Raw genomic sequence first — 25867 nt, 5'->3', positions numbered from 1 at the left:
GACATATTGTAAAAATGAATAGTAATAATTAATAACTATTTCCGCTTACTCAAATATAGACCTGGCCTCCTTATAAACTCTTTCAAAATTAGATTCCAAATCAGCTTTAGAATAAGGTTTTTGTTCTTTAGCCGAAGGTAGATCTCGCCCAATCTTCTGCAGTTTAAACTGTATTTTTTTATCCTTACCATCGGCGTAGGTTATAAACTCTCCCTGTTTCAGACGGAAGAAAACATCGGCACGGATTTTTGGGATTTCCTTCTCTCCGGTGGTTACCCGAGTATCAAAATCAAGACTGTACCCGCGATTCACACTGGTGGTGGGTTTCTTCACAATTTCAAAAAAGCGCTCGTAGTATTTCGCGGTGTCGGGATCATTAACCTTCCCAAAAAACTGATAGGACAGGTTACTTAATATAGCCTTGCTGGCTTTATCCCCATACATCATATCGTTTTGGATCTTATCCTGCATTACATAAATTGTAGCGATATCATAACTCCTCAAAGTGGCCGGAATGCGGTGCATATTCAGCAAACGAAGAGTCGGTGCCTCTTCCATCAGCAGGAAGGAAGCTTTGGAATTACGCACACTCATTTGCTTAGTTATGGTATGGATGATGGTGGCTATGACCGGAGAGTAGGAAGCTTCGTATTTGGGATTGTTCACTACGGAAATAACCGAAGGGTTTTGCTCACTATTAATATGAAGTGGTACTTCATCTTTAGAAAGGACCATAAAAATCTGTTGGGTACTGATCCTTTTAAGGGCATTGGCCAGGGTACTTTTTACCCCGGCCGTTTGCCGCTCAGAATCTTTACCGCTAATAAAGGCATCGGCCATCGCTCGGGAGGTGGTATTGGTTTCCAAAAACTGGATCAGGCTATCGGTATCCAGGTATTGGTAGATAGCGATAAGGTGCGGGAGGGTACAAAACTTCGGATAATCAGTTTTTAATTTCCAGATCAATCCTCCGATTAGCCCTTCTGCGGCATCATTAAAAAATTTTGTAGTCCCCGAGGTACCTGATTCCCGTTGTTCGAGGAGGTTTTCCACTAGTACCCGGGAGACTTCATTGACGCTTTCCTCGTTTTCCAGGTATCTTGGAGCGATGGGATTCACCCTATGGATGATTTTATCAAAGGAAATCACCTTAAAAGGAATTTCCCGGTCTTTAAAAAGCGGGTAGGCCATTTCAGTGAGCTCAAAGTCCTTATAGTCGTGGATCACCCCACAAAAATTTTCCTGTTGAAAATGCTTTAAAAAGCCATACACTACGCTTTCGGTCTTCCCGCTTCCGGCAGAGCCAATAACGGAAGCGCCCCGTTTAATATTTTCCAGTTTAAATTTTCCTTTGGTGGTTGCAAAACCGACCTGGTATTTTTTATTGATCTTTTTATTATCCTGGTGAGTATGTAAAAAAACATACATCAGGGTATTGATCAGGAGCAACGGACAACCCAGGAATAACAAAGCCGGAATCCACTGGTTATCCTGGACCCCATAAATGCCAAGGGCCACCATCAGCAATAAATTCAAAATAAAAGCAAAGCGGTTGATCAGCCTAAAACATATATAGAACAATATGCTTACCGGCCCGATGATCAGAAGCAGTCTAACAAGATTTTCTATGTCCATAATAATTAAAATTAAATACCGATTGAACTTGATTTAACGGCTACCTCCACCCCTTTCTTAAGCCTGTTAAAAATTTTGAGGGCAAGTTGTGCCTGGGAAGTTGGAATGCTGGGCATCATCGGGATCCCTGATTCCCGGATAAGCTTAAAAGCAAGTGCTTTTTCGTTAGCCGGTAATCCCATTAGCGCGGTAAAATAGTGGTTCGGGTTTTTAATAAATTCCTTTCGAGCCGTATAGGTTTCCACAAAATTGCGCTGATAGCCGAAGGTTTTATCAAAGGTCTTTTCTGCTTTTTCAAAAAAGCGGTCCCGGTCAAATCCGCGTTTAACGGTCTTACCTTTAAAATTAACTTCCGAAGCTTTGTATTTACTTCCCGGGGATAAGCTAACCGAATTGGAAGCATCTTTTCTACTTACGATAATATGAATATGGCTTTGGTTTCCCGATTTGGGCATTCCCTGTACGATTCGCTTACCATCTTGCCGATGTGGAGCCCTTGCTTCCAGTTTCTCAATTTCCTTTTCCCGCTTCTGAATACTTCCCTGCATCAGCCCGGTTTCTATTTTTCGGATTTCACTTTTGAGTTGAAGGATTTTAGTGGCATAAGGCTGGTTTTCACGAACCTGGCGATCTGTACCTTTAAAACTCCGGCTATGTTCAATTTTAGCGTAATATTTAATATCATTGACATTAATTGGCCTTCCGTCTATTTCACGGTTAAAGCAGGCCACATAATCCTTCATCAATTCCCGGGTGTACTTTTTTAGATCCTTACTACTGCTTTGTAGGCGTTTTAATTCATATTTGGAAGGGCTAACGGTAATGGAATAGAACTTGGGTTCTTTCTTTTTGAGCTTGGAGGTATTATTATCAATTTCTTTGACGACTTTCTCAGGGGTAATGGCATCCTCATATTGATTAAAGAAATGTTCCTTTACCCCTTCTTCTATCCCTTCATTTTCTTTTTCCAGGTAGCTAACAAAACCGGCCGAACTTTGGGAGTAATTCCCACCTAATTTTTGAGGTGTGATCGTGATATACATAACAGAAAATTTTACAGGTTATTATCAGAATTATCACTCGAGCCGAACCCAACTTGTTCCTGCTTTGAAACACCATCCTTTTTCTCCCGGAGGATTTTCTTTTCCAGGATCAAGGGTTTCTGCTTGGGCACTTCGGTTTGGAAGAGTGAGGCGATCATCGCTGCGGTGGGTTTGGTTTGGGTTTTCTCCATATCTCGCATAATGGCAATAACTGCATTGATACGTTTCTTAAAAGAAGCTTCGATAGTCCTGCCGGTTGGACCCAATCTTTCGTGGGGGGAAATTTCATTATAGAAGAAAAAGTCGAGCATTGTTTCCAGGGCTTCGGTGTGTGATTTGAAGTGTGTTCTTGAAAATTCCTGAAAACGTTTTGCTGTTTCCTTTTTAAACCTGATGCCGATAAATGAGTCCATAATTCGCCGATTTGTCGCAAATTCTTCCCTAAAAATGGGCGTTGGCAGGCCATTTGTCGCAAATTGCTTAAAATCAGGAATCTAAATAAATTTTAAGCAACTGATTTACAGTTACTTAAAAACAAAAAGGAGTGCTTAACATCGCGCAGCGTGTTACCCTCTTGCTACTCCTTTTTGTCCCGCAGCGCGGGACAAAAATTCCGTACAATTTGACCTGTTGCCTGTCCTAATAGACAGTCAAAAGCCACTTGCCAATTCCCGGAAAAAATTTCCGAATTAATAATTTTTTGCTGTGCAGGTTTATCGGCGAAAGTCAAAAATGGATAGCCCTGCGTAAATTTGAATGCTGAAGTTCAGCGAAATAAATATAAGGATTTTTTTAGTAACAGGTAGCGAGTAATAAATAATTCTTATTCAAAAGGGTGTCCGGATTCAAGATTTTTTTTATCTTTATTGAGTAGGTTTCAATGACCTAAAAAGAAAGGGAAAATTCAGGTAACAGCGAATTTTCCCTTTTTTAATTGATTGAGCTTGAAATGCTCCTTACTGTTAAGCACTACCAACCAAGCTATTTTTATATGACCTTTTATAGAACTGCTTTGCTTAGAAGATTCATTGAAATATTTGAGCCTAAAAAAACACTTCTAAAATTAGAAGTGCTTACAATCTAGTTAGAATGTGCCAGGTAAATTACAAAATTCCTTCATCTGCAAAACTGTAGTAATTACCATCAGGCATAAGGATAATATGATCCAGGATTTTCACATCAAAAAATGATGCCGCATTTTTAATTTTCCTGGTCAGGCTTTTATCCGCTTCACTTGGTCTAAGGGTTCCGCTGGGGTGATTGTGCAATAAGATTAGTGCCGTGGTTAAAGACTTTAATACAACTGCGAATAAGATTCGAACATCGACCAGTGTCCCGGTAATACCTCCTTTAGAAACTTCGTAAATACCTTTTACTTTATTAGCATTATTAAGTAGCATTATTTTAAAAGTCTCTTGCAGTGCTATATCATTTTTATTCCATTGTGCGAACGCTAAATCTGCTGCACTTCTGGAACTTGAAATTTTGGGTAGCAAATTTGTTTTTAAACTTCCGTTGTAGCTTATCGCTATTTCATTAACTTTGGATTTCATTATTATCTTATTTAAAGGGTTACTAATTAAAAGAGGGTGCAACTTTCGAAGGGAGCGCCCTCTTTATTTTTTTGATAATTAAGAATTAAAAGATCTTCGATATTTTAATTAAATGAACTTTCATTACTACCTAAAAACAGGATTTCACTTACTAAAATTTCAGTTACATATCTTTTTTCTCCTGTTTCGGTTTCATAGGATCTGGAAGTTAGTTTTCCGCGGATGGCCACTTCTTTACCTTTATCAACATATTTCTCGATAAGCTCAGCCTGCTTTCCCCAGGCCACTACATTGTGCCAGTCGGTTTGTTGAATTTTCTCCCCTTCCTTGTGGTAGTACTCATTGGTAGCCAGTGAAAAACTGCTTACTTTTTTACCACTTTCAAAGTTTTTGATTTCCGGGGCATTCCCCACATTTCCGATTAACTGTACTTGGTTTCTTAGATTACTCATAATTAAAAGATTTAGATACCTGCTTTCTAAGCAGATTGATTAAACATTGATTTACTTATTATATCCGGAGCGTTTTCCTTTTTTGATTTTTTCACTTTGCTTCCGGGTATGTTGTTTTGAAATGATTTCATAATTTTTATTTGTTGATTTACTTCCTATAGCGCCGTTTGCTATTACCTTTTTTGATGCTGATACATTTTCAATATTTAGAATTAGGGAAGGTTTATAAAAAGGAGTAAGCGACTGGCTTATGCAACCTGGACTAACTTCTAAATATTGGTATTTTGCATTACAAAAAAGGTAGGGACAGCAACGGCCGGGAAGGAAATGGAAATACTGAAATTGAAAAACAACTGGAAGCGAAGTAAATGCAAGAATGGAATTCCGATTTAGCGGGCGTCCTTTTTTACTTAATTAAGTATAAGATTACACGAAGAGCGGTAACTACTATATAGCGGATACATCATTAGGAAAATAAAAAGGATGCCCAAGATATTCTTAGGGAAGCTCTTTACCCGAAATGGAGCATTTCGCAGAATGAAGCGGTAATGTGCTGACCGATTTACAACCAGAAGGTCTTTGAAATTAGTGGTCATAATCTCTTAAATGTATGAAGCAGAATATTTATACTAACTATTATTTAAGAATTTGCTTAAATACGTATTTTATTATACTTTTGATCTCTAAATAATAGATTAACCATGGAAATTTCGTGTACAAGAGCTCAGGCTGATCATCAACAACTTCTTAATTGCAAAAACACTTTGGAAAGAATGGATGATAATTTTCAGGATATGACCAAACTACTATCGATTGCTGGTAGCGAGGTACGCTTAAAAATTTTATTCCTCTTGAACATGGAAGACGAATTATGTCCCTGTGATATTGCTGATATTTTAGAAATGAGCGTACCAGCAATCTCTCAACACATCCGGAAAATTAAAGATGCAGGTTTTATCTCCTCAAGAAGAGATGGACAAACCTTGTACTATTCATTAATGAAGGATAAAACAGCTGTACTTGATGCTGTTTTCACTACAATCAAAATGGTTAAAAAAATTGCCTAAAATGAAATCGTCCAATAAGTCAAACAGCACAGCTTTTGTTAGTTTACTTACTGCGGTAACTGCTTCCGTATGTTGTATTACTCCCCTCCTGGCGATTTTAGCAGGTAGTAGTGGATTTGTAACCATGTTCTCATGGATAGAACCTTTTCGTCCCTATTTGGTTGCACTTACCATAGGAATTCTTGGTTTGGCCTGGTATTTAAAATTAAAACCGAAAACACAAGAAGAAATAGATTGTGCCTGCGACGAGGAAGCAAAACCATCTTTTTGGCAGTCCAAAAATTTTCTGTTCATAGTTACAGTATTTGCCGGATTGATGCTGGCTTTCCCTTATTATTCCAATATATTTTATGCACAGCCCAGCAAGGATATAGTGTATGTTTCTCAATCAAACATAATAAAGCACACCTTTGAAGTTGAGGGAATGACCTGCGCAGGATGTGAAGCCCACGTAGAAAGTGAGGTAAATAATCTGGATGGTATTTTATCAGTCAAGGCGAGTTACGCAAATACTAATACCGTAGTGGAATATGATAAAGCTAAAGTTGATTTGGTCGCAATTCGAGAAGCAATAAATAAAACTGGTTATAAAGCAATCGATACAGAAAATAAAGAAGAGAAGTAGATGAAAAAATATGATGTATTTGTAATAGGTTCCGGGATGTCAGGTATGACCGTTGCTAATAAATGTGCCTCCAAAGGCCTTAAGGTTGGCATTACCGATGAACTTCCCTACGGTGGAACCTGTGCCCTAAGAGGCTGTGATCCTAAAAAGGTGATCATAGGAGCAACTGAAGTACGTGATTTTGCCCAAAGACTTAAAGGAAATGGAATAGATACCGTGCCTGAAGTCAATTGGGAAGATATTATGGCTTTTAAGCAATCTTTTGTGGATGCCATGCCTCCTAAAATTGAAAAAGGATATAAGAATAAAGACATAGATACCTATCACACTTCAGCTAAATTTTTATCTGATAACACCTTGCAGGTAGGAGATGAAGTTATTGAAGCTGATAAATTCCTGATCGCAACCGGAGCAAAACCACGGGTATTGGATTTTGAAGGTGGAAATTTGGCACTTTCAAGTACAGATTTCCTTAATTTGGAGGAATTGCCCAGCTCACTGCTCTTTATCGGTGGTGGCTACATTGCCTTTGAATTTGCCCATATCGCTGCGCGGGCCGGTGCCGATGTAACCATATTACATCGTGGTGATCATCCATTGGAAAACTTTGATCGTGACATTGTTAAACATCTTGTGCATGCAACCCGAAAGCTAGGAATTAAACTGGTTTTGGAAACCGAAGTTTCTAAAATTGAAAAGAAAGAAGACCATTACGTAGTAACAGGAAAATCAAATGGAAAAGAGGTCAATTATAGGACTGACTCTGTCTTTAACTCAGCCGGTCGTCCTCCCGCTATCTTTGATTTAGATTTGGAAAAAGCTGGCATCTCTTTTTCAAAAAAAGGAATTACGGTAAACGAATACCTTCAAAGTACCTCTAACCCTAATATTTATGCAGCGGGAGATTCGGCAGATTCAAGAGGATTACCCCTTACACCTGTTGCAGTAATGGAAGGGCATATTGTGGCATCAAATATCATCAACGGGAACAAGAAAAAAGTCAATTATCCCCCAATGCCTTCTGTAGTTTTTACTTTGCCTACCCTGGCATCAGTAGGATTAACCGAAGCAGAAGCCAAATCAAAACAGATAGAATATCAGGTCAATTATAACCATGCGGAAAGCTGGTTCAATGCAAAAAGACTGAATGTTAAGGAATATGCCTATAAAACCATCATTAATAAAGAAAATCAGACTATTCTTGGCGCACATCTAATAGGCCCTAACGCGGAAGAAACCATCAATTTATTCGCCATGGCGATAAAGACCAAAATGAAAATTAATGAGTTAAGGACGATGATATTTACGTATCCAACTCTGTCATCAGATATCCCTCATATGCTTTAAAAATAAATAGATTATGGAAATAGAACTAGTTTCTACCATTACATGTCCTGGTTGCGGACACACAAAAGAAGAGGAAATGCCCACAACAGCCTGTCAGTTTTTTTACCAATGTGATAATTGCAAGCATTTATTAAAACCAAAAGAAGGTGATTGCTGTGTTTATTGTTCTTATGGTAATGTTGCCTGTCCACCCATTCAGGAAGGAACAAATTGCTGCTAAAAATTTAAAATACTTTTGGTGACCTCCCCCACTCCAGATGTATCTTGCTGAAAATTAAAAGTATGATTCCTAGAGATCTAAGTAAAGATATAAAAACTCGCTTGCAGAGCATCAGCGGCCAGCTTAACGGACTTATAAAAATGCTGGATGAAAATAAAGATCCAGAAAAGATTCTGATCCAGTTCAAAGCGGCGCAAAAAGGACTTGATAAGGCGCATTTTCTTCTTTTAGATGAAGTGTACCGCAAAGCGCTGGCGATCACAATTTCAGAAACTGTGGAAGCCTGTCCCGGTAATTGCGGTAATGAAGAGCGAATTGAATTTATTCGCAAACAATTTCCCGACCTTGAGCTTAACAGCCTTACCGATAAAATGAAGGAGATTGATGAACTTAAACGAAGGCTGGAATCTTACATTTCCGAAAATAGATCAGAGTAAAACATTCAAAAATTTTCCATTTAATTTTAATACTAATAAAAATCTGTCGTAAAAAAGCAGGTTTTTTTATTTGGAGACCACCCCGGTTCCGCTCTTATCTTTGGATTGTTCTTTAATAAGAAGGATAAAACTGATTGTTAATTTAAATTCAAAAAAAAATGAAAAGACAAATAGAAATATTTACGGCAAATTGTCCGGTTTGTGATCCGGTTGTAAAAATGGTGAAAGAGTTGTCCTGCGATAGTTGCGAGATTACCACCTATAACCTGGTGGAACAATGTGAGGATAAGACCTGTATAGACAAAGTGCAGGAGTACGGTGTAAAGAGAATTCCCGCGGTGGCGGTTGATGGAAAATTGCTTGAGTGCTGTACAAACAATGGTATAAGCAAAGAAAAACTTATCGAAGCAGGAATAGGAAAAGCCAGTTAGCAAAACCATCGTACTGAAATTAAAATCTGAAACTTTTTATGGCAGCCATTTTTGGCTGCCTTTTTTTTTAATCAAATTAAAATGTTAAATCTTTATTAATCGGCTTGCCTACCCCCCGGGCTATGAGTCGATATTTGAAAAGAGGTTCGGCTCTTAATCTTTTATTTCTGATTTCCGAGCAAATCAGGAAGTAACTAAAACCATTTAAATTATGAAACCATTAAGTTCAGAAATGCAAAAATGTATCGATGATTGCAACGCCTGCATTACTGCGGCGAGAATTTGCCTTGACCAACATTTGGGGGAACCAGACATGAAAGAATGCCACAAATTTTGTCTGGATTGTATTGCTTTATGCACAGCCTGTGTTCAACTACTTGCAAGCCAGTCTGATTATTCAAAACGTCTATGTGCCATTTGTGCCGACTTATGTAAAGCCTGTGCTGATGAATGTGCAAAGTTTGACAGTGAAGTTTGCCAGCAATGCGCAGAAAAATGTCGAACCTGTGCCGAAAGCTGTAAAGAAATGGCAGCTTAAAAAAAATGTAAAAAGGAGCGGCTAAAAAGTTGCTCCTTTTTTTTAATAAAGAAAGCTAACATTAGGATACCACCCTATGTTCGATTTTATGTTTGGCACCTCTTTAATTTTTGTTTAATGCATTTTTAAATAAATATTTATCAAAACCAACCCATTATGGAATCAAATATTTTACAACTCCTTGTCGAATCTTTAAAAACTACCGGATTATTAATATGGTATACTTTATGGGCTTTTATTTTAGGCTATATCCTTTCCGCTGCTATCCAAACTTTGGTCACCAGGGAACAAATGTCCAATGTGTTAGGTAAAACCGGGATAAAGCAAATGAGTCTTGGCGGATTTTTTGGTTTTATATCTTCTTCGTGTTCTTTCGCTTCTCTGGCGGCCACGCGATCAGTAATGGTAAAGGGTGCCCATCCTAAAAATGCTATTTCTTTTTTAATAGCCACTACCAATCTTGTAATAGAAACAGGAATAGTATTATGGCTGTTGGTAGGATGGAAATTTGTTGTTGCCAATTTCGCACTCGGGACAATAATGATTATATATGCTTATTTATTGTACCGCTTTTTTATATCAAAAAAAGTTGCCCGGGCCGGAAAGGAACATGCCGAAAAACTGGAAGCCGAAGAATTGAAACACCCTTCTCCCGAGGGAATGAAATGGTATGAAAAGCTTACTTCTAAGAAAGGGATTAAAATCATCAGCTATAAATTTCTTGGAGAATGGAAAATGGCCTACAAAGAAGTATTGATAGGTTTTACCATTGCAGGAATCGTTTCGGCTTTTGTACCCGACAGTTTTTGGAATTCAATTTTTCTTGAAAGTGGTGCCGAAACCCAGTCTTTCCTCGCAATAGTGGAACATGCTTTGGTAGCTCCTATCCTGGCTGTCTTTACTTTTGTTGGTTCCCTGGGCAATATACCATTGGCGGCGATCTTATGGTCAAAAAATGCTTCTTTTGCCGGGGTAATGGCTTTCCTGGGAGCAGACCTGGTTGCGGCTACGGTAATATATCTTAATGCAAAGTACTACGGCTGGAAATTTACCATCTATATGTCTCTATTGCTATACGTATGTATGGTAGCTGCCGGGATAACCGTACATTATCTTTTTGCCGTTTTTAATGCAATTCCCACAGCACGCCCTGAATCTTTACAAAACATGCTAAGTTTTGATACCAATTCCCATACTTTTTATCTGAATATTATTTTTGGGATCATCGGGATTGTTCTGCTAATTGTGAGATGGCAGTTTATTCAAAAAGCCAAATGAATATAAATTTCAAAACCTTCCAATAATGGACAATCTAAATAAACCCTTAAAAACCATTTTTGCTCCCCTGGCCATGGCAGCGGGTTTAATATTTTTTCAGGCGTATATGATAGCGCCACTTATTCCTAAACTGGCAACTATTTTTAATGTATCAGAACAGCGGATTGGTCTTATAGTACCAGCTTATATGCTGGCTTACGGAGTTTCAGTCCTGTTTTATGGTTTCATATCCGATAAATTTGGAAGAAAACGCATACTTCAAATATCCCTACTGGCTTTTATTGTATTAACAGCGATAACCGCCCTGGTGCAATCTGCTTCACAACTCATCCTGTTACGATTGCTAACGGGTTTAGGGGCAAGCGGTGTGGTGCCAATGTCCCTGGCACTTGTAGGAGATATGTTCAAACCTTCAGAGAGAGGGAGACCCCTGGGACTTTTATTTGCCGCTATGGAAGGGGGAATGGCTTTAGGTTCTACCGCCGGGGTAATGTTGGAACCTTATACAGGCTGGCGTATGTTATTTTTGGCAACTGCCCTCTTGGCCGCTTTGGCTTTGTGGATACAGGTAGCCCGAATGGGCTGGAAACAGGAACCTCATAAATCCAATCGTACTTCATTCAAAAAAATGGTAGGTGGGTTTTACAGGCTACTTGCTTTCCCACGCGGGTTAAGGACCTATTTATTTGTATTCTGGAATGGGATCTTCCATTCAGGTATTTATACCTGGTTAGGGGTCTATTTTGTACAAAAGTATGATCTGGGGCCAATAGAAATTGGTTTGGCCATTCTGGGTTATGGCCTGCCAGGATTTTTCTTTGGTTCCCTTATAGGGCGCGCAGCCGATCGCAGGGGGCGATATCCTATTATTTTAACAGGCTTGGCAACAGCGGCCATAGCAACAGCCAGTCTCGCCCTGGAAATACCCGTTCTTGTCGCGGCCCTTGCAGTCACCTTGATCTCTTTGGGATACGACCTCACTCAACCTCTATTTGCAGGTATAGTAACCGAATTGGGTGGTAAAACAAAGGGAGGCCAGGCCATGGGACTGAATGTTTTTGCATTGTTTACCGGCTTTGGCCTTGGGAGCTTATTGTTTGGGGAATTATTGAAATTAGGGTTAGATCAGGCGTTAATTATTTTTGCGGTTGTACAGGTAGTATTTACGATTGTAGCCGCAAAACTTTTAAAGACAGAAATAAAATTATCAACTAAATGATAAGCTACAACAACCATTTAGATTCTGGTAAGGCCATAACCTTTTTAAGGTGGAGCATTGGCATAATTTTCATCTGGTTTGGGATGGTTAAATTTTTTGTTGGGCTGAGCCCGGCGGAAGATTTAGCTTCCTCAACCATTTGTACCCTGAGCGGCCATTTCTTTCCACAAGGAAGTTGTATGCCTGTATTGGCTATTTGTGAAAGCCTTATTGGCATATGCTTGTTATCGGGGAAGTTTTTGAAATGGGCTTTAGGCTTACTTTTCCTGCATATGTTAGGAACTTTTTCAACCTTCTTCATTTTTCCCGAAAAAATGTTCTCCCATTTCCCATTTGTATTAACTATGAAAGGTCAATATGTAATGAAAAATATAATTATACTGGCAGCAGTGATCAATATTTGGGTCTCAACAACAAATAAGGTATCCATAAGGGCTAATCCCGAAAAATAGAATGTGCTGCAAACAATTTTTTAAAGCCTAGTTTAAATTTAAAATTTTTAGCCTATGAGAACTACAGAAGAAGTATTAAAAGATCATCTAGAACTTTCTAAAAAGGGATCTATAGAAGAGGATCTGCAGAAAAACTTTTCCAAAGATTTGATCCTGCTTACTACGCATGGTATTTATAAAGGACATGAAGGACTAAGGGAATTAAATAAAATGCTGATAAAGGATTTCCCCGAAGCGGAGTTTAACTATATCAATTTTCTTTTTGAAGATGAAATAGCTTTTCTGGAATGGACTGCATATTCAGACAGTTCACAAATAGATGACGGAGCAGATTCCTACATAGTGCGCGAGGGGCTGATAATTGCCCAGACCATTCATTATACTATCCGAAAGAAAAAATGAAAAAAGAATATTTCAGATTTTTAGAAGATTAAGCAGTAGGATTTTTTTAAAGAAAAAAATAAAATCTAATTTGGTTACCACCCCCCTGCTGCCCCTAATTTTGACATAGTTAATTTTTAAAAATCAATTATAAGATGATAGGTTTACATAAAGAATTATTCGCGGTATTGTTAACCGGAACGACCCTTGCGTTTTCTGGAAATACCGCTAGCGCTATGGATCAGAAAAATGAAAATCAAATTGAATTTAAAATCCAAAAGGAGATGACGGAAAAAATCTTACACTTAAAAATTAAAGGCATGCATTGCCAGTCCGGTTGTGCTAATGGTATCGATTCAATGTTGAAGGAGCAAAAAGGCATTATTAAAAGTGAAACAAGCTTTGATAAAAGCTCCTCGATAATTGAATATGATCCAAAGCAGATTTCAGAAGAAAAGATACTCTCCCTTATCAAAGACCGTGGGTTTGAAGTGGAAGTTGTAACCGAAAAGGGGGCTTCTGTAAACGGATAGAGATACCTGTATAAAAACAATAAAGATGTTTGCTAAAATAAAAGAAGACTTCGTAAGTATAGGATCCCTTTTTACCTCGGTTTCCACCTTACTGTGTTGCGCCCTGCCTTCGCTACTGGTTGCCCTGGGAATGGGAGCTGTGGTTGCGGGATTGGCTTCTGACCTGCCCTGGCTCATTACCATGAGCAAATATAAAGACTGGACCTTCCTGATTGCCGGGATTATGATAGGCTTTAATTTCTGGTTGTTCTACGGAAGAAAAAGAAACCAAACCTGCGAGATCGATGAAAACGGAAATGAGACCGCATGTGATACAGCAACAAGATGGAGCAAAGCCATTCTTTGGTTTTCCTTTGGCCTTTATGTCCTTGGATTGTTTGCTGCTTATTTACTATTGCCCATTCAAAGATTTTTAGAAGTTTAAATTTACAAAACATGAAAAATTATTTTTTGATCCTATTCATAGGGTTATCGACACTGTATAAAGTAGAAGCCCAGGGGCATGGCCCAATTTATGGATTACAAACCCCCACCCTGGCAAAAGGCGGTATAAACATGAACGCTTCCGGAATGAGTATAGCGACCGAAGACGAGGCCTCTTATATGCTTCGGTATACATTTTTCTATGGCATTACGGAAGATTTACAGGTTACCCTTACCACTCCTACTGTGATTGAGCGTCTGGAAAATGCTCCACGAACCCGTGGAAATAGTATGATGCCTTCCAATGGAGATATCGAGGCTGCTTTGTGGTATCGTTTTTTTTCAAATGCTTTTGGGGTAGGAAAGAGGTTTGAATCCACAGCAATTTTAGGTGTATCTGCCCCTACTGAGGATGTTCGCGGACAGGTGAATGTAGGGAACTCTATCCATGGGGCCATTTCTACGGGATATGCCTCACGTACCTGGTACGCCTGGTTAGGTGGCGGTTACCAATATTATTTTGAAAAGGACAACGAGCAATTAGGCGATTTACCCTATGCAAGCATGGTGATAGGTTATCGTCCCGATGTTTTTATGGGGGATTATCCTAAACCCGATTGGCGGGTTTTTATTGAATCATTAGTCGAGTTTCCAGGAGACAATAAATATACCGGTCAACAAAATTTTACAGACGAACGTAGCAAAAAAGTATTAGTGGGACCTTCATTCTTAGGACTTTACGGGGCTTGGGGTATTTCTTTCGGAGCGCTGTTTCCAGTGGTACAGGATTTAACCCCAAAGGCAATCAAAGAAAACTATCGGGTATCCATTAATTTAAGTTATTGGTTATAGTATAAATAAATTTAATAAAATAAACAGATGAAAAAAATAGTATTATTAATTGTAGTTGTTGTATTTGGAAGTTTTAGTTCCAATGCCCAGATTCAGAAAATAGATCAGGAAGTGTTTGGAATGGACTGTGCCCCCTGTGCTTATGGACTGGAGCGAGGTCTTGAAAAATTGGATGGCCTGGAAAAAGTGCAGGTTAGCCTGAATGACGGTAAAGCTTATCTTGATTTGGCAAATAACAATAACTTGAGCCTTAGGCAAATTCAGGAGGAAGTAAAAAAGAATGGTTTTTCAGCTAAGAATGCCGAAATAGTTATAAAGGGCAACTTCGTTGAGCAGGATGGCACTTATGCAATACAAACCGGGAAAGAAACTTTTAAGATAGCTGAAGCAACTTCTACCAACTTACGTTCCAGGTTAAAACCCGGAATTGTAAAAGTAAAAGGGATAGTTCAGGATGAAGAAGACGGTAATTTAACTAATAAGTGGAAATTAAATATCACCCAGGTTTATTAGCCGGAAAAAGGGAGTTTTAAAGAACATTAATTAATGGCGGACTCTACATCGAGCCCGCCAATTTTTTTTAAAATTTTAGAAATGAATTAATCTTCCCTCGTAACTAATTCATACACACAAGGTATCACAACCAGGTTTAGTACCGTTGCTGAGAGCAATCCTCCAAGTATCACCACCGCCATTGGGCTTTGAATCTCACTTCCCGGTTCGCCTCCTTTTAAAGCTAGCGGAATAAGTGCCAGTCCTGTGGTAAACGCGGTCATCAGAATTGGATTTAACCTGTCGAGCGCACCAGATTTAATGAGCTCATAACCCCTAAGGCCTTCCTTCCGCAGATCTTCATATCTCGAAACCAGCAGAATTCCGTTTCGTGTCGCGATCCCAAATAAACTGATAAAACCTATCGTGGAAGCTATACTTACAATTCCTGAAGTAAAGTATACGATTAAGATTCCACCAATCAAAGCCAGGGGTAAATTGATAAGCACAACAAAAGCGAGTTTCACATTGTTGAATTCAAAATACAACAGGAGGAAAATCACGAAGATTGCAATAATGGCAGTGATCAACAGCATTTGTGAAGCTCTGGATTCACTTTCAAATTGTCCGCCATATTGTACCCTGTAACCTTCGGGAATAGTCACTGAAGAATTCACGGTTACCTGGATCTCTTCCACCGCACTTCTTAAATCCCGACCCTGCACATTGGCAGCAACAACGATTTTCCTTTGCACATCTTCCCGGCTAATGGTATTAGGACTGCTTACAGAAGAAACACTAGCGAGCTGTTCCAATGGAACCTGTGAACCATTTGGCAATCCTATCAAGGCAGTTCTGATTTTTTCAATGCTGTTTCTAACATCCTCCTTATAACGCACCACCAGGTCAAAATACTTCTGACCTTCATAAATCTCACCAACTTCGTGACCGGCAAAGGCGATATCTACCTGCTCCATTAACTGTCCTACGGTCATTCCATAAGCTGAAAGGATCTGTCGTTTTGGGCTTATCTTGATCTGTGGTACTTCGATCTGCTGATCAACAGCTACATCGGCAAGCCCATCGATAGGAGTAATATTCTCCTCCACGTTTTTACCTATTTCATATAGCTGTTGAAGATCGGGTCCAAAGATCTTAATTGCGATATTGGCTCTCGTACCTGAAAGCATATGATCGATACGGTGAGCAATGGGCTGCCCCAGCGTAATATTAACCCCCGGAACGATACTTAATTTCTTCCGTACCTCTTCAAAAAACTCCTCCTTCGATTTATCTTCCAGGGTGAATGGTACATCGATCTCGGCGGCATTTACTCCCTGGGCATGCTCGTCCAGTTCAGCCCTACCAGTCCTTCTGGTAACCACATCCACTTCAGCCATTTCAAGCAATAATTGCTCTACCTGGTTTCCAGTCTTATTACTTTCTTCTAGCGACATGGATGGAGGCCCCACCACACTTATCACTAGTGATCCCTCGTTGAATTCAGGAAGAAAACTTCTTCCTAATTGCGTAAATAACGCAATACTCAGTAAAAAAGCAACCACTGTTACCGTGATCACGGTTTTAGGGATCTTTAAGGCACGATTTAGAATATCGGCGTAGGCCTTCTGTAACCATCTTTCCACTTTTGTTCCTTCGGACTGCTTTTTCAGCATTTTCTCCTTTTTCAGAAGATAGCTACACAGCACGGGAGTAACGGTTACCGCTACAATCAGCGACGTCAATACTGAAGTGATAAAAGCAATTCCCAGAGGTTTCAGCAATCGGCCTTCCATTCCGCCAAGGAAAAACAGCGGCACAAAAGAGACGATAATGATAAGGGTTGCTATGATGATGGAACTTCTAATTTCCACCGATGCATCCCTTACCACGGTGATCACCGACTGCCTTTCAGCTTTAGGTTTTCGAATATTCTCGCGCAGGCGTTTATAAACATTCTCCACATCAATAATAGCATCATCTACCAGTGCTCCAATTGCAATTGCCATTCCACCCAAACTCATGGTATTGATGGTATAGCCCAGCATTTTTAATACGATAATCGATACCAGTAACGAAATTGGGATCGCCAATAGCGAAATTAGGGTAGTACGCCAGTTCATCAGGAATATGAATAACACGATGACCACGAAAAAGGCACCTTCCAGCAGGGTCATATTCAGGTTACTGATGGAAGCATCAATAAAGTCTGCCTGTCGGAAGATCTGACTTTTGATCTCCACGCTTTCAGGGAGACTTGTTTTCAGTTCGGCAATGGCCTCATCCAGTCTTTCCGTGAGTTCCAGCGTATTGACATCGGGCTGCTTGGAAATTGTCAAAATAACCGCAGGTTCCGCATTCAGGGAGCCATCCCCGATCTTATCGGCAGCGCCTATCTGTACTTCCGCAATATCCTTTATTTTAATACTCTGACCGTTTACCTGTTTTACCACAGCTTCCTCCAGATCATCTATCGCATAAGCCCTACCACTTCCTTTGATGATGTATTGATTTCCGTATTGATTCAGAAAACCACCGGGAGCATTCGTATTTGCCTCTTTAACCTTCTCGGTTAATTCTTCGAGACTTACATCGTAATATTTCATTTTTCCGGGATCGGCAAAAACCTGGTATTGTTTATAATCTCCTCCAATCACCACCACGTTTGCAATCCCTCCGATGGCTTTGATCCGTGGACGTATCTGCCAGTCAGATAATGTTCTTAGTTCCATTGGGTTCAAACTATCTGAAGTGACTCCCAATAGCATTACTTCTCCCATAATCGAGGAAATGGGTGCCATAGTAGGAGCTCCTTTTCCTGTGGGTAGGTTTTCACGAACCATTGGAATACGTTCACTTACGATCTGTCTTGCCTTGTAAATATCAGTACCCCAGTCGAATTCAACCCAAACGATGGAGATCCCGGCGGCTGAGGAAGAACGAATCCTTCTTACATTCGGCGAACCGTTCATCGCGGTTTCGAGCTGATAGGTCACTAGTTTCTCTACCTCTTCACTTTCCATTCCGTGTGCTTCCGTTAGTATGGTCACGGTAGGCGCGGTAAGGTCTGGAAATACATCCACGTTCATATTACGTGCGAGGTAAAACCCGGTGACGCTCAGTACATTACTTTTTTGAACTGATTGCTTAAATAGGCAACGCTACTATAATCTAGTTTAAAAACTATCTCACTTAAAGTCAATTTATAATAATCAATGAATTCTTTAACACATTCAATTTTCTGGTTGATGATGTATAACTCAAATGCTATGCCTTCTACAGCAGAAAAAAAGAGCTAAGGTACTTATAGTTAAGATGTAATTTTTCACTTATAAATTCTGGCCATTTTATATCGAGTAACTTATTGGAGTGGTGAATTTTTTCCACTACCAGGCTTTTCATTTGTTCAATGAGTTGACTTTTTCGATCGGTTTTTAGACTAAAACCAGAATTCCGAAGTTCTTTTTTCAAAAGGTTTTTGTTTGTTCATTTAATTCTTATTCTAAATATACTTCGCCCAGTTTGATGACACTGTAAGAAATTTTCAACTTATCTAAGATAAACGCGACTGAGCTTATACAGCGTGCACACACCATATTTTTAATATAAAGAGTTGGAGTTATAAAGTTAATTACCGGGACCATAGAATATTCTTAGTCTGCCCAAAAATGCGCAAAGGAGCCACGAATCCACCAATAAATTGTAGAAAGTATTCGTGGATTAGTGGCATAATATAATATAAATATGTCTTTAAGGTAAATTCATTAGGCCCAAACATCTTAAATTATTTAGAAGTACCCGCATTATTCTGGTCATTTAAAATGGAACTTAAATTGATAACTCGATAAAGAGTATTAATCATAATTTAGGTTTTAAATATATACTCTAAGCCATAAAAGCAAAAGAAATGGCAGCAAATAAGGCTGCGAAAAATAAAATAACCAAAGCAAGAATACCATAAATTTTATCTTTTTTAGAAATAGTATCTTTCTTGTATTTTGTCTTTTTCCGGTTTTTATTTTTTCTTCTATCTCTTCTATTTGCACTCATTATATTATATTTATATGATTGGTAAAATTGTCCAGTTAAGAGTTATTTCTTATAATTAGCTAAGAATCAAAAGATATGATCGTCCTAATTTTATTAAGTAACCTCAGGCAAAAAACCGCCCTGAAATTACTTTAAACGCATATATGAAAGTGAAAGGAAAGAGTAGTTTTTAAGGACTGCGAAAGCACAAAATATTATAGATTAAGAGCATCAAACTGGCAATTGACCAGTTGCGACCTCAAAAACATTGAGGTAGTTTTCAAATAGGTTCAAAAACTAACATAGCCTGCTAAATCGTAAATAAAAACCCGGCCTAAACCGGGTCCCAGTTACAATTAAGCCAGATAAGCTTCACAAGCTTCTACACATTCTCTACAAGCCTGCGCACAATCCTTGCAGTGTTGATGATCGTGCTTATCGCATTCATCTGCACAATCCTGACATACCTTTTTACAATATTCAACCAGGGCATTCACATCGCTATAACTCGTGGCTAAAATTTGATTTAAAGCAGCACAGGCTTCAGCACATACCCTGTCAATTCTAATGCAATCTTTCATCATCTTTACATTGTCTTCATCAAGACAGGCATCAGCACAATAATTGCAATGGTTAATACAATTTCCAAGTGCATTAATTAATTTTTCATTTCTCATAATATTGATTTTTAATGGTTTATGTCGAAATTATAAACTAAAAACCAAAGTGGGTTTTAAAATTATGCTAAGATCTTTCAATTTTAAAGGTATTTAACAAAGTCCTTAAAATTTTAAGGCTTTTTTTCTTCTAATTGTGTCCATTTCCAGCCATCCTGCAATAATAAGGTCTTGAAAAATCTACGTTTTTTCATAAATTTTTCTTCTATATCTTTTTGTTCTATAGTGGTAGACACCAAGCCGTGTTCCTGCAAAATTGCAACCGAAATTTTTGCAGTATTTTTTTCTTTAATATTGATATGGGTAACTTCAGATATAATTTTAAAATAATTTTCAAAAGCTACAATCAAAGGCCGAATATCTTCTAAGGGGGGCTGTTTTTCCTTTTTTATTTTATGGGTAAGGATAACTAATGCCTCGTATAGGCGCGCCAGTTGCAAAACTACATTGTTACTTTGATTTGGGTTGTGGAAATAATGAATAACCGGATATGTTCTATGATGCTGGCTGTATTTAATAATAGAGTCGGATATATCATCAATTTTATTCGTCAGTCTTGAAAAGTCTTTTTTATTCCAGGAATTAAGTACAATTTCTTGCGGTGTGCTTCCTAAGGTACTAAGTTTTATCCCCAATTTTTGTTGGTCTATAACTGCTGAAAGAACGGGAATAAAATAAGTTACCGACATAGTAAGAAGAATAAGACCTGTAAAGGAATAAATAGTGGTTAGTAGCCTCCAATAATTTCCTGCCGCTATAAAATCACCAACGCCCAGAGTGGAGAGGGTAAAACCGCTATAATATATTACCTCCCATAATCCTGCGGTGGTCTTGGTGGAACTTTGAATTATTGATCCAGGATTGGAATATAAAATCAACACCATACTACTCCACAGGGCAAAGACCCAAATTATTACAATTGCAATAAGCAGGATATAACCTGCATGACTTAAAAATTTTGAGCTTCCGTCTTTGCCAGAAATATTTAAAAATCCTTTCCAGAAAAAATGGGAAAACCGGCTGGTTAACCACCCCCCACCCTGCAAGGAAAGAGTTGTTTGAATAACATCTAACACAATTAATAGATAAATAATTATGCCTAAGATTGAAAGAATGTTCATATTTTATGCTTTATTTTATTTGACCTAAGTAGCCCCTTGAACAAGCTAACCCTGTTAAACTTCCATACCAAGGGAAACTTAGACCATATTTATACTTTTCCGGTCTTTTACTTGTAACTTCCTATAACCTGAAGGGGAAAGCCCAGTTGCCTTTTTAAATGAAGTTGAAAGATAGGCGGCTGTGGAATATCCAAGGTTATCTGCAATCATCGCGATACTCCAATCATCGTAATTTAAAAGTTCTTTTACGCGTTCAATTCGAACCGAGATGTAAAGCTGCTGAATACTCTGTCCCTCCCTATCTGTAAAGATGTGGGTTATATGTCTATAATCGAAGTGCAGGTGCGAGCTAGGCATAGTTGAAAATTTATCGTTTGCGGTGTCTTTTGAATAAACCTTTTTAATAATTAAGGATTTTATCTAATTAATTTTTCATTACGGCTTTCAATGATCTCGAACCCTAATTTTTCAAATTCTGTTTATAGTTGCTCTTTCTCAACAGCAGAGAGCTTCCTTTCTATAATGGCCTCACAAAGGTTTACCACGGAAAAAGGAATATTCAAATTATTAAAAATTTCTTTTACCACTATAAGCACCTCTAGCACACCACGTTTATTTATGCACCCTTTATTTACTTTGACCCAAAAACTTTTGAACAACCTACAAGGTGCGAAAACCAAGCAAGTTATTCTTACGCTTATTTGATTGTTTCTTGAACTCTACCACATTTCAACATTTTATTTCCGTAATATGGATTAAAAATATCTTTTGAATTTGAATACCAATAGTCTCCTTTTCCTTCAAAAGCCATGGGGCAGTATTGCTTATAGATTTCTCCAGAGGCTAATGCATTCCTTAAAACAGGTTCCATAGCTTCTGTAAGTTTAGAAAAAGCTTCCCGCTGCTTATTTATATTACCGCTTTCTGCAATTTCATTTGCAATAGCCACTATACCCTTCTTATTGGTTGCCGTTTCCGCAAGTTCTGCTGCTTTTGCACTAGCGGCTTGGGAATTGGTATTTACAAATGCGTCTTTAATAGCTACATACAGGTCATAGAGATCAGCAGTTTTTTCATCCTTAAATTCTGCTTGCAATCCTTCATCCTCATAGCCTTTTGCTTCAGCATTTTCATCAATGTTTGGCTGGTGCATTTCATTTTGCATAGGCTTTGGGGCATCCTTTGTGTTTTGGTCATTTTTACAGGAGAATATCGCTAAACTTCCAGCAATGAGACTTAAAACTGTTATGCTTCTAATTATTTTTTTCATTTTCCGATTTTATCGCTATTAATGTTCAAAATTAGGTTTATTTGAATTTTTTTTGAAATTTTCTTATTGATGGTGATGAAATATACCAGAGTAAAAAACCGCTCAAGACCGTTATAAGGCCCATAAGAGAAAAAATACGTAGTACAAGGTTATTAAAATCGTCCCTTCCTTCGTAATCCATGGTATGGGTCATCCAAAGAAAATCGAACCAACGCCAGTCGCGATAACGTACCGTTTTAAAACTTGCATCGGTAGCACCCACATAGGCTTTTAGGTTTTTAGGTTGGGCATAATTAATAACATAAGCCGGAAAAGATCCACTACGGTATTCATGATGATCCCCGACTTTGTTGATTTTTTCTACTGAAATTATTTTAAAATCATCTTTTACATATCGTTGCGCAATATTCTTGGCATCTTCTTCTGAAATTTCATCGATAACTTTGCCATCTTGTGCGTGTACCAGTTTTTCGTTGTTTACAAAATAGTAAGGCATTCCCGAAACTTCTTTTAAACTAATACTATGAATTTTCATTTCTGGAATGAGCGTGGAAATACCGGCAAGATTTTCAAAATTTGAAGTTTCAGGAGGCAATTTTTTAAAGTGATCTCCGTGAATTTCATCGATATCGGTCCAGCTAAAATACATCCCGCTAATAGTCCACATCAAGAACTGAATGCCTATAAAGATTCCCAGATATCGATGGGCTTTACGAATTTTCATCGCTGTTTTTCTCTTCACCATTTCTAATTAACTTCCATATATTAGATTATTCTTTTTACGTTTGCAATTATGTTTACGTTTACCTACGTAATCCATTACAAATTTACTTTTAGTCATTAAAGATCACTTATAAAGTTCACTATAGGATTTACTATCCGACTCACTAATTTTTCTTACAATACTGGTTTTGTTTATTCCATTTCTATCTGAGATACCCATTGATAGTAACAATTCCTTTAAACCCTGAATGGTGTTTTTATGATAATTAGCCACTTTGTGTTTCTTATCCTCAACTACCAAAGCCTTTACCCGCTTTGAATCCATAGTGGTTATTCCGGTAGGGCAGGTATTTAAATTGCATTTTAAAGATTGGACACACCCCAGGGCAAACATCATACCCCTGGCACTGTAACAAGCATCGGCCCCAACGGCTAATGCTTTATAAATATCGAAAGAAGAAATTATTTTTCCCGCAGCTATAACCTTAATATGTTTGCGCAGATTATATTTTTTTAAAGTTATATCCACAAAGTGGAGCGCCTCAATTAAAGGTGTTCCGCCCCAATGTAATCCATCCATGCTTGCAGCCCCAGAACCACCTTCTGCTCCATCTACCGCAATAAAATCTGGAAAATTATTTTCTTTATTTTTCGAAAATATTTCAATCATCTCATCAAATTCGAGTTTTAAACCAATACAGAGTTTAATCCCTATAGGTTTTGCAGAGGAAAGATCACGTAATTCTTTGATAAATTTAAGCAACTCGTTAGGGTTACTGAAAGCACTGTGGTGCGCCGGGGAATGAATCTCTGTATGTGCTTCAATATCCCTATATTCTGAAATCTCCCTGGTATTTTTACTGGCAGGAAGTATAGCACCAAAACCTGGCTTAGCTCCTTGTGAGATTTTAATTTCTATCATTTTCACGAGTTTATCTTCAGCTATTTTTTTAAATTTTTTAGCATCAAAATCCCCTTCCTTATTCCTGCAACCAAAGTAACCCGTGCCAAATTGAAAAATTAAATCAGCTTTGTATTTCCTGTGATATGGGGTTAAACCTCCCTCTCCTGTATTTTGTGCAAAATTTGCAATTTTAGCCCCAGCATTTAATGCCAAAGTTGCATTTTTACTTATAGAGCCATAACTCATCGCCCCGAGATTTAAAATACTTGAGCTGTAGGGTTTAGTACAATTTGGGCCTCCAATATTAATACGAAAATTATCCCGGAATTCCTTTGACGGAAATGTAGAATGCAAAAACCGTTCTCGGCCAACACTCTCATAAGATAACTGGGTGCCAAAGGGCTGATTCTTGTTTGCGTTTGCGGCCCGCTTATAAACGATTTCTTTCTGGATCCAGTTGAAGGGCATACCCTCGGTGCGATTAAGGAACAAAGCTTCTTGCAAAACGTGGCGTTGTTCTTCTAAAAGATTGGTAAGCCTACCAAATAAAGGATAATTACGCTGTATGTTGTCCGCTTTTTGAAAATAATCTTTAAAGCCCAAAATATAAACAGGAAGCAGTAAAACCGCTACCCACCATAAATTCGGCTGCCACAATATAAGGATTGTGAGCACTACCACGGACACTAAAGAACCTATTAAAAAAGAATTTCTCATAAATGCAATTTAATGCGAATGTCCTTCGTCTTTGCTATTCTCATTTGTTTTTTCAGGTTCCAGGTAGTTGCCCTGTGGTCCTACGCCTTCAAGGTAAACTAATTGCGAGCCATAGTGCCCAGCTTCTGAAACTGAATAAGCTGAAAAAGCCAGCACCAGAAAAACTAAAATTTCAAAAAGGCGGTTCTGTTTAAGTAAAAACACGCTCACCAATTTTAAAGTAGCCGCGATGGCACTGGAATAGATAGTCCATTCAGCAAATTTATCGTGTTGTTCCAGCACACTTTTGGCTGTTTCAGTTAAATCATGTGTATGAGGATGGGCATATACCCCGGCAATATAAGCTCCCATAAAGCCAACACCCACCATAAGCAAAATCACCCAATCCATATTAGGTTTTAATATAAAAATTTGGATAAGTTGTAAAATTACCCCAAAAATGAGTAGGACAATAGGAAAATGAACAACCAAAGGATGCAGGTTTGGAAATTCGTCCAACCCGGCTTTCACTTCATTCTTGTGCTGTTCTAAATTTTCTTCATTGGTTTCTTTAGACTCCAAATCTTGAGCAGGAATTGAATCCTTTTCAATATTTCGTTCTTCAGTGTTTGAAGGGTGTTCGTGGCTTTCATGATTTTCCTGAGCCTGTACCATAATTGGCACCAAAGAAACCAGGCATATGAGAAAAAAATTTTTCATCTGTTATCTTTTTTTGGTTCTTAGAAATATGTCATAAAGCAAGTAGGAAAGAAAATGGAGAGGAATCGAAGTTTTCAACTAATTAATATTAAGACAAAATCCCTCCATTTTCAAAAAACTTTGATCAAATATGTTGTTTAATGATCGTGACCTCCTTCAAGATCCATATCCTAGTCGTGATCCATTTGCATATCATCTTCTTCCATCATCCCTTCATCCTGCATTTCCATATCATCCATATCGTCATGCTCTGTCTCTGTGGTTTCCCTACAGGACATTAAAGAAAAATTAATTCCTACAATAAAAACGAGCAACAGTATAAATTTCATATTTTTCATCTGGTTAGTTTTAAAAACGTCTAACTATAATTTTGAAATAATTTTTTCGAGTTTCCCTTTTATTTCCTGGGCAACTTTTCCCAAAGCTTTATTTTCTACAGCCTGCATCGAGGCTATAGGGTTAACGGCCGCAATTTCAATTTGGCCCGATTCTTTCTCCTGAACTATAACATTACAAGGCAGCATGGTGCCAATCTTATCTTCGACCTCTAATGCCTTATGGGCGTAAGGCGCATTACATGCTCCCAGGATGCGATAATTTCTGAAATCCACATCCAGTTTCTTCTTTAAAGTGCCAGTAACATCAATTTCAGTTAAAACGCCAAAGCCTTCTTTTTCCAGTTCCCGGGTTACCTGATCAATTACCTGCTCAAAATCTCCTTTTATCGTTTTATTAAAATAGTATTTCAT

At 38.3% G+C, this 25867-nt stretch carries 31 protein-coding genes; 14 read left to right on the top strand and 17 right to left on the bottom strand.

Annotated features, from left to right (window positions below; all coding sequences use genetic code 11):
• Positions 1 to 45 precede the first annotated feature (45 nt).
• From P163_RS13405 to P163_RS13385, 5 genes are all read right to left on the bottom strand, one after another.
• On the bottom strand, positions 46 to 1635 hold the full coding sequence (locus tag P163_RS13405) for a type IV secretory system conjugative DNA transfer family protein (protein ID WP_034892220.1): 1590 nt from the start codon (positions 1633 to 1635) through the stop codon (positions 46 to 48).
• 11 nt (positions 1636 to 1646) lie between these two features.
• Positions 1647 to 2678, bottom strand: coding sequence for a MobB family relaxase (gene mobB / locus P163_RS13400; RefSeq protein WP_034892217.1), 1032 nt, complete (start codon positions 2676 to 2678; stop codon positions 1647 to 1649).
• 11 nt (positions 2679 to 2689) lie between these two features.
• Positions 2690 to 3091 carry a BfmA/BtgA family mobilization protein gene (locus P163_RS13395; RefSeq protein WP_034892213.1) on the bottom strand — a complete coding sequence of 134 codons (402 nt, stop codon included), beginning with the start codon at positions 3089 to 3091 and terminating at the stop codon, positions 2690 to 2692.
• A gap of 690 nt (positions 3092 to 3781) precedes the next feature.
• Positions 3782 to 4231 (bottom strand): RadC family protein, encoded by a 450-nt coding sequence (locus P163_RS13390; RefSeq protein WP_034892209.1) that lies wholly within the window; start codon positions 4229 to 4231, stop codon positions 3782 to 3784.
• A 104-nt stretch (positions 4232 to 4335) separates the two neighbouring features.
• Positions 4336 to 4683, bottom strand: coding sequence for a single-stranded DNA-binding protein (locus tag P163_RS13385; protein WP_034892206.1), 348 nt, complete (start codon positions 4681 to 4683; stop codon positions 4336 to 4338).
• A 701-nt stretch (positions 4684 to 5384) separates the two neighbouring features.
• Between P163_RS13385 and P163_RS13380 the strand changes: the two genes are divergently transcribed.
• The 9 genes from P163_RS13380 to P163_RS13350 all read left to right on the top strand — a co-directional run bounded on the left by P163_RS13380 (position 5385) and on the right by P163_RS13350 (position 11845).
• On the top strand, positions 5385 to 5750 hold the full coding sequence (locus tag P163_RS13380; protein WP_034892202.1) for an ArsR/SmtB family transcription factor: 366 nt from the start codon (positions 5385 to 5387) through the stop codon (positions 5748 to 5750).
• A 1-nt stretch (position 5751) separates the two neighbouring features.
• Complete coding sequence (merTP, locus tag P163_RS13375) at positions 5752 to 6375, top strand: mercuric transport protein MerTP (RefSeq protein ID WP_034892199.1); 624 nt, start codon at positions 5752 to 5754, stop codon at positions 6373 to 6375.
• Positions 6376 to 7722: a dihydrolipoyl dehydrogenase family protein gene (locus tag P163_RS13370; RefSeq protein ID WP_034892196.1), complete on the top strand. Its 1347-nt coding sequence runs from the start codon at positions 6376 to 6378 to the stop codon at positions 7720 to 7722. It abuts the gene before it with no gap.
• 13 nt (positions 7723 to 7735) lie between these two features.
• A complete protein-coding gene (locus P163_RS18200) occupies positions 7736 to 7942 on the top strand; it encodes a GDCCVxC domain-containing (seleno)protein (protein ID WP_075325753.1) in 207 nt (68 codons plus the stop codon).
• A 62-nt stretch (positions 7943 to 8004) separates the two neighbouring features.
• Positions 8005 to 8379 carry a metal-sensitive transcriptional regulator gene (locus tag P163_RS13365; protein ID WP_011709211.1) on the top strand — a complete coding sequence of 125 codons (375 nt, stop codon included), beginning with the start codon at positions 8005 to 8007 and terminating at the stop codon, positions 8377 to 8379.
• 158 nt (positions 8380 to 8537) lie between these two features.
• On the top strand, positions 8538 to 8810 hold the full coding sequence (locus P163_RS13360; protein ID WP_013073416.1) for a thioredoxin family protein: 273 nt from the start codon (positions 8538 to 8540) through the stop codon (positions 8808 to 8810).
• Positions 8811 to 9157: 347 nt separating this feature from the next.
• The gene (locus P163_RS18350) at positions 9158 to 9373 is read left to right on the top strand and encodes a hypothetical protein (RefSeq protein WP_156100711.1); all 216 of its coding nucleotides are present in this window, start codon (positions 9158 to 9160) and stop codon (positions 9371 to 9373) included.
• 131 nt (positions 9374 to 9504) lie between these two features.
• Positions 9505 to 10626 carry a permease gene (locus P163_RS13355; protein WP_034892190.1) on the top strand — a complete coding sequence of 374 codons (1122 nt, stop codon included), beginning with the start codon at positions 9505 to 9507 and terminating at the stop codon, positions 10624 to 10626.
• A 25-nt stretch (positions 10627 to 10651) separates the two neighbouring features.
• Complete coding sequence (locus tag P163_RS13350; RefSeq protein WP_034892187.1) at positions 10652 to 11845, top strand: MFS transporter; 1194 nt, start codon at positions 10652 to 10654, stop codon at positions 11843 to 11845.
• Positions 11846 to 11849: 4 nt separating this feature from the next.
• On the opposite strand, the gene P163_RS13345 is transcribed toward P163_RS13350, so the two are convergent.
• Positions 11850 to 12146, bottom strand: coding sequence for a hypothetical protein (locus tag P163_RS13345; RefSeq protein ID WP_034892184.1), 297 nt, complete (start codon positions 12144 to 12146; stop codon positions 11850 to 11852).
• Between the two features lie 205 nt (positions 12147 to 12351).
• Between P163_RS13345 and P163_RS13340 the strand changes: the two genes are divergently transcribed.
• From P163_RS13340 to P163_RS13320, 5 genes are all read left to right on the top strand, one after another.
• On the top strand, positions 12352 to 12699 hold the full coding sequence (locus tag P163_RS13340) for a nuclear transport factor 2 family protein (protein WP_034892182.1): 348 nt from the start codon (positions 12352 to 12354) through the stop codon (positions 12697 to 12699).
• Positions 12700 to 12833: 134 nt separating this feature from the next.
• Positions 12834 to 13211, top strand: coding sequence for a heavy-metal-associated domain-containing protein (locus P163_RS13335; protein WP_197055441.1), 378 nt, complete (start codon positions 12834 to 12836; stop codon positions 13209 to 13211).
• Between the two features lie 25 nt (positions 13212 to 13236).
• Positions 13237 to 13635: a hypothetical protein gene (locus P163_RS13330; RefSeq protein WP_013073423.1), complete on the top strand. Its 399-nt coding sequence runs from the start codon at positions 13237 to 13239 to the stop codon at positions 13633 to 13635.
• 11 nt (positions 13636 to 13646) lie between these two features.
• Complete coding sequence (locus P163_RS13325; RefSeq protein WP_034892178.1) at positions 13647 to 14486, top strand: hypothetical protein; 840 nt, start codon at positions 13647 to 13649, stop codon at positions 14484 to 14486.
• A 27-nt stretch (positions 14487 to 14513) separates the two neighbouring features.
• A complete protein-coding gene (locus P163_RS13320; RefSeq protein WP_034892175.1) occupies positions 14514 to 14999 on the top strand; it encodes a heavy-metal-associated domain-containing protein in 486 nt (161 codons plus the stop codon).
• Positions 15000 to 15085: 86 nt separating this feature from the next.
• Here the strand turns inward: P163_RS13320 and P163_RS13315 are convergent, their stop codons facing one another.
• The 11 genes from P163_RS13315 to P163_RS13275 form a co-directional block, all read right to left on the bottom strand.
• Positions 15086 to 18100: an efflux RND transporter permease subunit gene (locus P163_RS13315; protein ID WP_262489667.1), complete on the bottom strand. Its 3015-nt coding sequence runs from the start codon at positions 18098 to 18100 to the stop codon at positions 15086 to 15088.
• A gap of 763 nt (positions 18101 to 18863) precedes the next feature.
• Positions 18864 to 19028, bottom strand: coding sequence for a hypothetical protein (locus P163_RS18490; protein ID WP_166636578.1), 165 nt, complete (start codon positions 19026 to 19028; stop codon positions 18864 to 18866).
• Between the two features lie 335 nt (positions 19029 to 19363).
• Positions 19364 to 19684 carry a four-helix bundle copper-binding protein gene (locus tag P163_RS13310; RefSeq protein ID WP_034892172.1) on the bottom strand — a complete coding sequence of 107 codons (321 nt, stop codon included), beginning with the start codon at positions 19682 to 19684 and terminating at the stop codon, positions 19364 to 19366.
• Positions 19685 to 19797: 113 nt separating this feature from the next.
• On the bottom strand, positions 19798 to 20805 hold the full coding sequence (locus P163_RS13305; RefSeq protein WP_051931249.1) for a potassium channel family protein: 1008 nt from the start codon (positions 20803 to 20805) through the stop codon (positions 19798 to 19800).
• A 78-nt stretch (positions 20806 to 20883) separates the two neighbouring features.
• On the bottom strand, positions 20884 to 21162 hold the full coding sequence (locus tag P163_RS17930; RefSeq protein ID WP_051931248.1) for a helix-turn-helix domain-containing protein: 279 nt from the start codon (positions 21160 to 21162) through the stop codon (positions 20884 to 20886).
• Positions 21163 to 21502: 340 nt separating this feature from the next.
• Positions 21503 to 22075: a DUF3347 domain-containing protein gene (locus P163_RS13295; RefSeq protein WP_051931246.1), complete on the bottom strand. Its 573-nt coding sequence runs from the start codon at positions 22073 to 22075 to the stop codon at positions 21503 to 21505.
• Between the two features lie 37 nt (positions 22076 to 22112).
• Positions 22113 to 22820: a PepSY domain-containing protein gene (locus tag P163_RS13290; RefSeq protein WP_034892168.1), complete on the bottom strand. Its 708-nt coding sequence runs from the start codon at positions 22818 to 22820 to the stop codon at positions 22113 to 22115.
• Positions 22821 to 22922: 102 nt separating this feature from the next.
• Positions 22923 to 24305 (bottom strand): FMN-binding glutamate synthase family protein, encoded by a 1383-nt coding sequence (locus P163_RS13285; protein ID WP_231556200.1) that lies wholly within the window; start codon positions 24303 to 24305, stop codon positions 22923 to 22925.
• Positions 24306 to 24428: 123 nt separating this feature from the next.
• Complete coding sequence (locus P163_RS13280) at positions 24429 to 25118, bottom strand: DUF2231 domain-containing protein (RefSeq protein WP_081891337.1); 690 nt, start codon at positions 25116 to 25118, stop codon at positions 24429 to 24431.
• 170 nt (positions 25119 to 25288) lie between these two features.
• Positions 25289 to 25456 (bottom strand): hypothetical protein, encoded by a 168-nt coding sequence (locus P163_RS18345; RefSeq protein ID WP_156100710.1) that lies wholly within the window; start codon positions 25454 to 25456, stop codon positions 25289 to 25291.
• Positions 25457 to 25480: 24 nt separating this feature from the next.
• A complete protein-coding gene (locus P163_RS13275; protein ID WP_034892162.1) occupies positions 25481 to 25867 on the bottom strand; it encodes a DUF302 domain-containing protein in 387 nt (128 codons plus the stop codon).

Source organism: Gillisia sp. Hel_I_29, from assembly GCF_000744275.1.
GTDB lineage: Bacteria > Bacteroidota > Bacteroidia > Flavobacteriales > Flavobacteriaceae > Gillisia.
This window is presented reverse-complemented; position numbering and strand designations above follow the sequence as displayed.

What these genes read in the sequence shown, in the direction of transcription:
- P163_RS18200 (WP_075325753.1), top strand. Translation starts at nt 7,736, where the DNA reads ATGGAAATAGAACTAGTTTCTACCATTACATGTCCTGGTTGCGGACAC.
- merTP (WP_034892199.1), top strand. Translation starts at nt 5,752, where the DNA reads ATGAAATCGTCCAATAAGTCAAACAGCACAGCTTTTGTTAGTTTACTT.
- P163_RS17930 (WP_051931248.1), bottom strand. Translation starts at nt 21,162, where the DNA reads ATGCCTAGCTCGCACCTGCACTTCGATTATAGACATATAACCCACATC.
- mobB (WP_034892217.1), bottom strand. Translation starts at nt 2,678, where the DNA reads ATGTATATCACGATCACACCTCAAAAATTAGGTGGGAATTACTCCCAA.
- P163_RS13310 (WP_034892172.1), bottom strand. Translation starts at nt 19,684, where the DNA reads ATGAGAAATGAAAAATTAATTAATGCACTTGGAAATTGTATTAACCAT.
- P163_RS13330 (WP_013073423.1), top strand. Translation starts at nt 13,237, where the DNA reads ATGTTTGCTAAAATAAAAGAAGACTTCGTAAGTATAGGATCCCTTTTT.
- P163_RS13370 (WP_034892196.1), top strand. Translation starts at nt 6,376, where the DNA reads ATGAAAAAATATGATGTATTTGTAATAGGTTCCGGGATGTCAGGTATG.
- P163_RS13365 (WP_011709211.1), top strand. Translation starts at nt 8,005, where the DNA reads ATGATTCCTAGAGATCTAAGTAAAGATATAAAAACTCGCTTGCAGAGC.
- P163_RS13340 (WP_034892182.1), top strand. Translation starts at nt 12,352, where the DNA reads ATGAGAACTACAGAAGAAGTATTAAAAGATCATCTAGAACTTTCTAAA.
- P163_RS13275 (WP_034892162.1), bottom strand. Translation starts at nt 25,867, where the DNA reads ATGAAATACTATTTTAATAAAACGATAAAAGGAGATTTTGAGCAGGTA.
- P163_RS13405 (WP_034892220.1), bottom strand. Translation starts at nt 1,635, where the DNA reads ATGGACATAGAAAATCTTGTTAGACTGCTTCTGATCATCGGGCCGGTA.
- P163_RS13325 (WP_034892178.1), top strand. Translation starts at nt 13,647, where the DNA reads ATGAAAAATTATTTTTTGATCCTATTCATAGGGTTATCGACACTGTAT.
- P163_RS13360 (WP_013073416.1), top strand. Translation starts at nt 8,538, where the DNA reads ATGAAAAGACAAATAGAAATATTTACGGCAAATTGTCCGGTTTGTGAT.
- P163_RS18490 (WP_166636578.1), bottom strand. Translation starts at nt 19,028, where the DNA reads ATGAGTGCAAATAGAAGAGATAGAAGAAAAAATAAAAACCGGAAAAAG.
- P163_RS13280 (WP_081891337.1), bottom strand. Translation starts at nt 25,118, where the DNA reads ATGAAAAATTTTTTTCTCATATGCCTGGTTTCTTTGGTGCCAATTATG.
- P163_RS13345 (WP_034892184.1), bottom strand. Translation starts at nt 12,146, where the DNA reads ATGAAGAAGGTTGAAAAAGTTCCTAACATATGCAGGAAAAGTAAGCCT.
- P163_RS13390 (WP_034892209.1), bottom strand. Translation starts at nt 4,231, where the DNA reads ATGAAATCCAAAGTTAATGAAATAGCGATAAGCTACAACGGAAGTTTA.
- P163_RS13320 (WP_034892175.1), top strand. Translation starts at nt 14,514, where the DNA reads ATGAAAAAAATAGTATTATTAATTGTAGTTGTTGTATTTGGAAGTTTT.
- P163_RS18345 (WP_156100710.1), bottom strand. Translation starts at nt 25,456, where the DNA reads ATGAAAAATATGAAATTTATACTGTTGCTCGTTTTTATTGTAGGAATT.
- P163_RS13395 (WP_034892213.1), bottom strand. Translation starts at nt 3,091, where the DNA reads ATGGACTCATTTATCGGCATCAGGTTTAAAAAGGAAACAGCAAAACGT.
- P163_RS13290 (WP_034892168.1), bottom strand. Translation starts at nt 22,820, where the DNA reads ATGGTGAAGAGAAAAACAGCGATGAAAATTCGTAAAGCCCATCGATAT.
- P163_RS13355 (WP_034892190.1), top strand. Translation starts at nt 9,505, where the DNA reads ATGGAATCAAATATTTTACAACTCCTTGTCGAATCTTTAAAAACTACC.
- P163_RS13335 (WP_197055441.1), top strand. Translation starts at nt 12,834, where the DNA reads ATGATAGGTTTACATAAAGAATTATTCGCGGTATTGTTAACCGGAACG.
- P163_RS13380 (WP_034892202.1), top strand. Translation starts at nt 5,385, where the DNA reads ATGGAAATTTCGTGTACAAGAGCTCAGGCTGATCATCAACAACTTCTT.
- P163_RS13350 (WP_034892187.1), top strand. Translation starts at nt 10,652, where the DNA reads ATGGACAATCTAAATAAACCCTTAAAAACCATTTTTGCTCCCCTGGCC.
- P163_RS13385 (WP_034892206.1), bottom strand. Translation starts at nt 4,683, where the DNA reads ATGAGTAATCTAAGAAACCAAGTACAGTTAATCGGAAATGTGGGGAAT.
- P163_RS13305 (WP_051931249.1), bottom strand. Translation starts at nt 20,805, where the DNA reads ATGAACATTCTTTCAATCTTAGGCATAATTATTTATCTATTAATTGTG.
- P163_RS13295 (WP_051931246.1), bottom strand. Translation starts at nt 22,075, where the DNA reads ATGAAAAAAATAATTAGAAGCATAACAGTTTTAAGTCTCATTGCTGGA.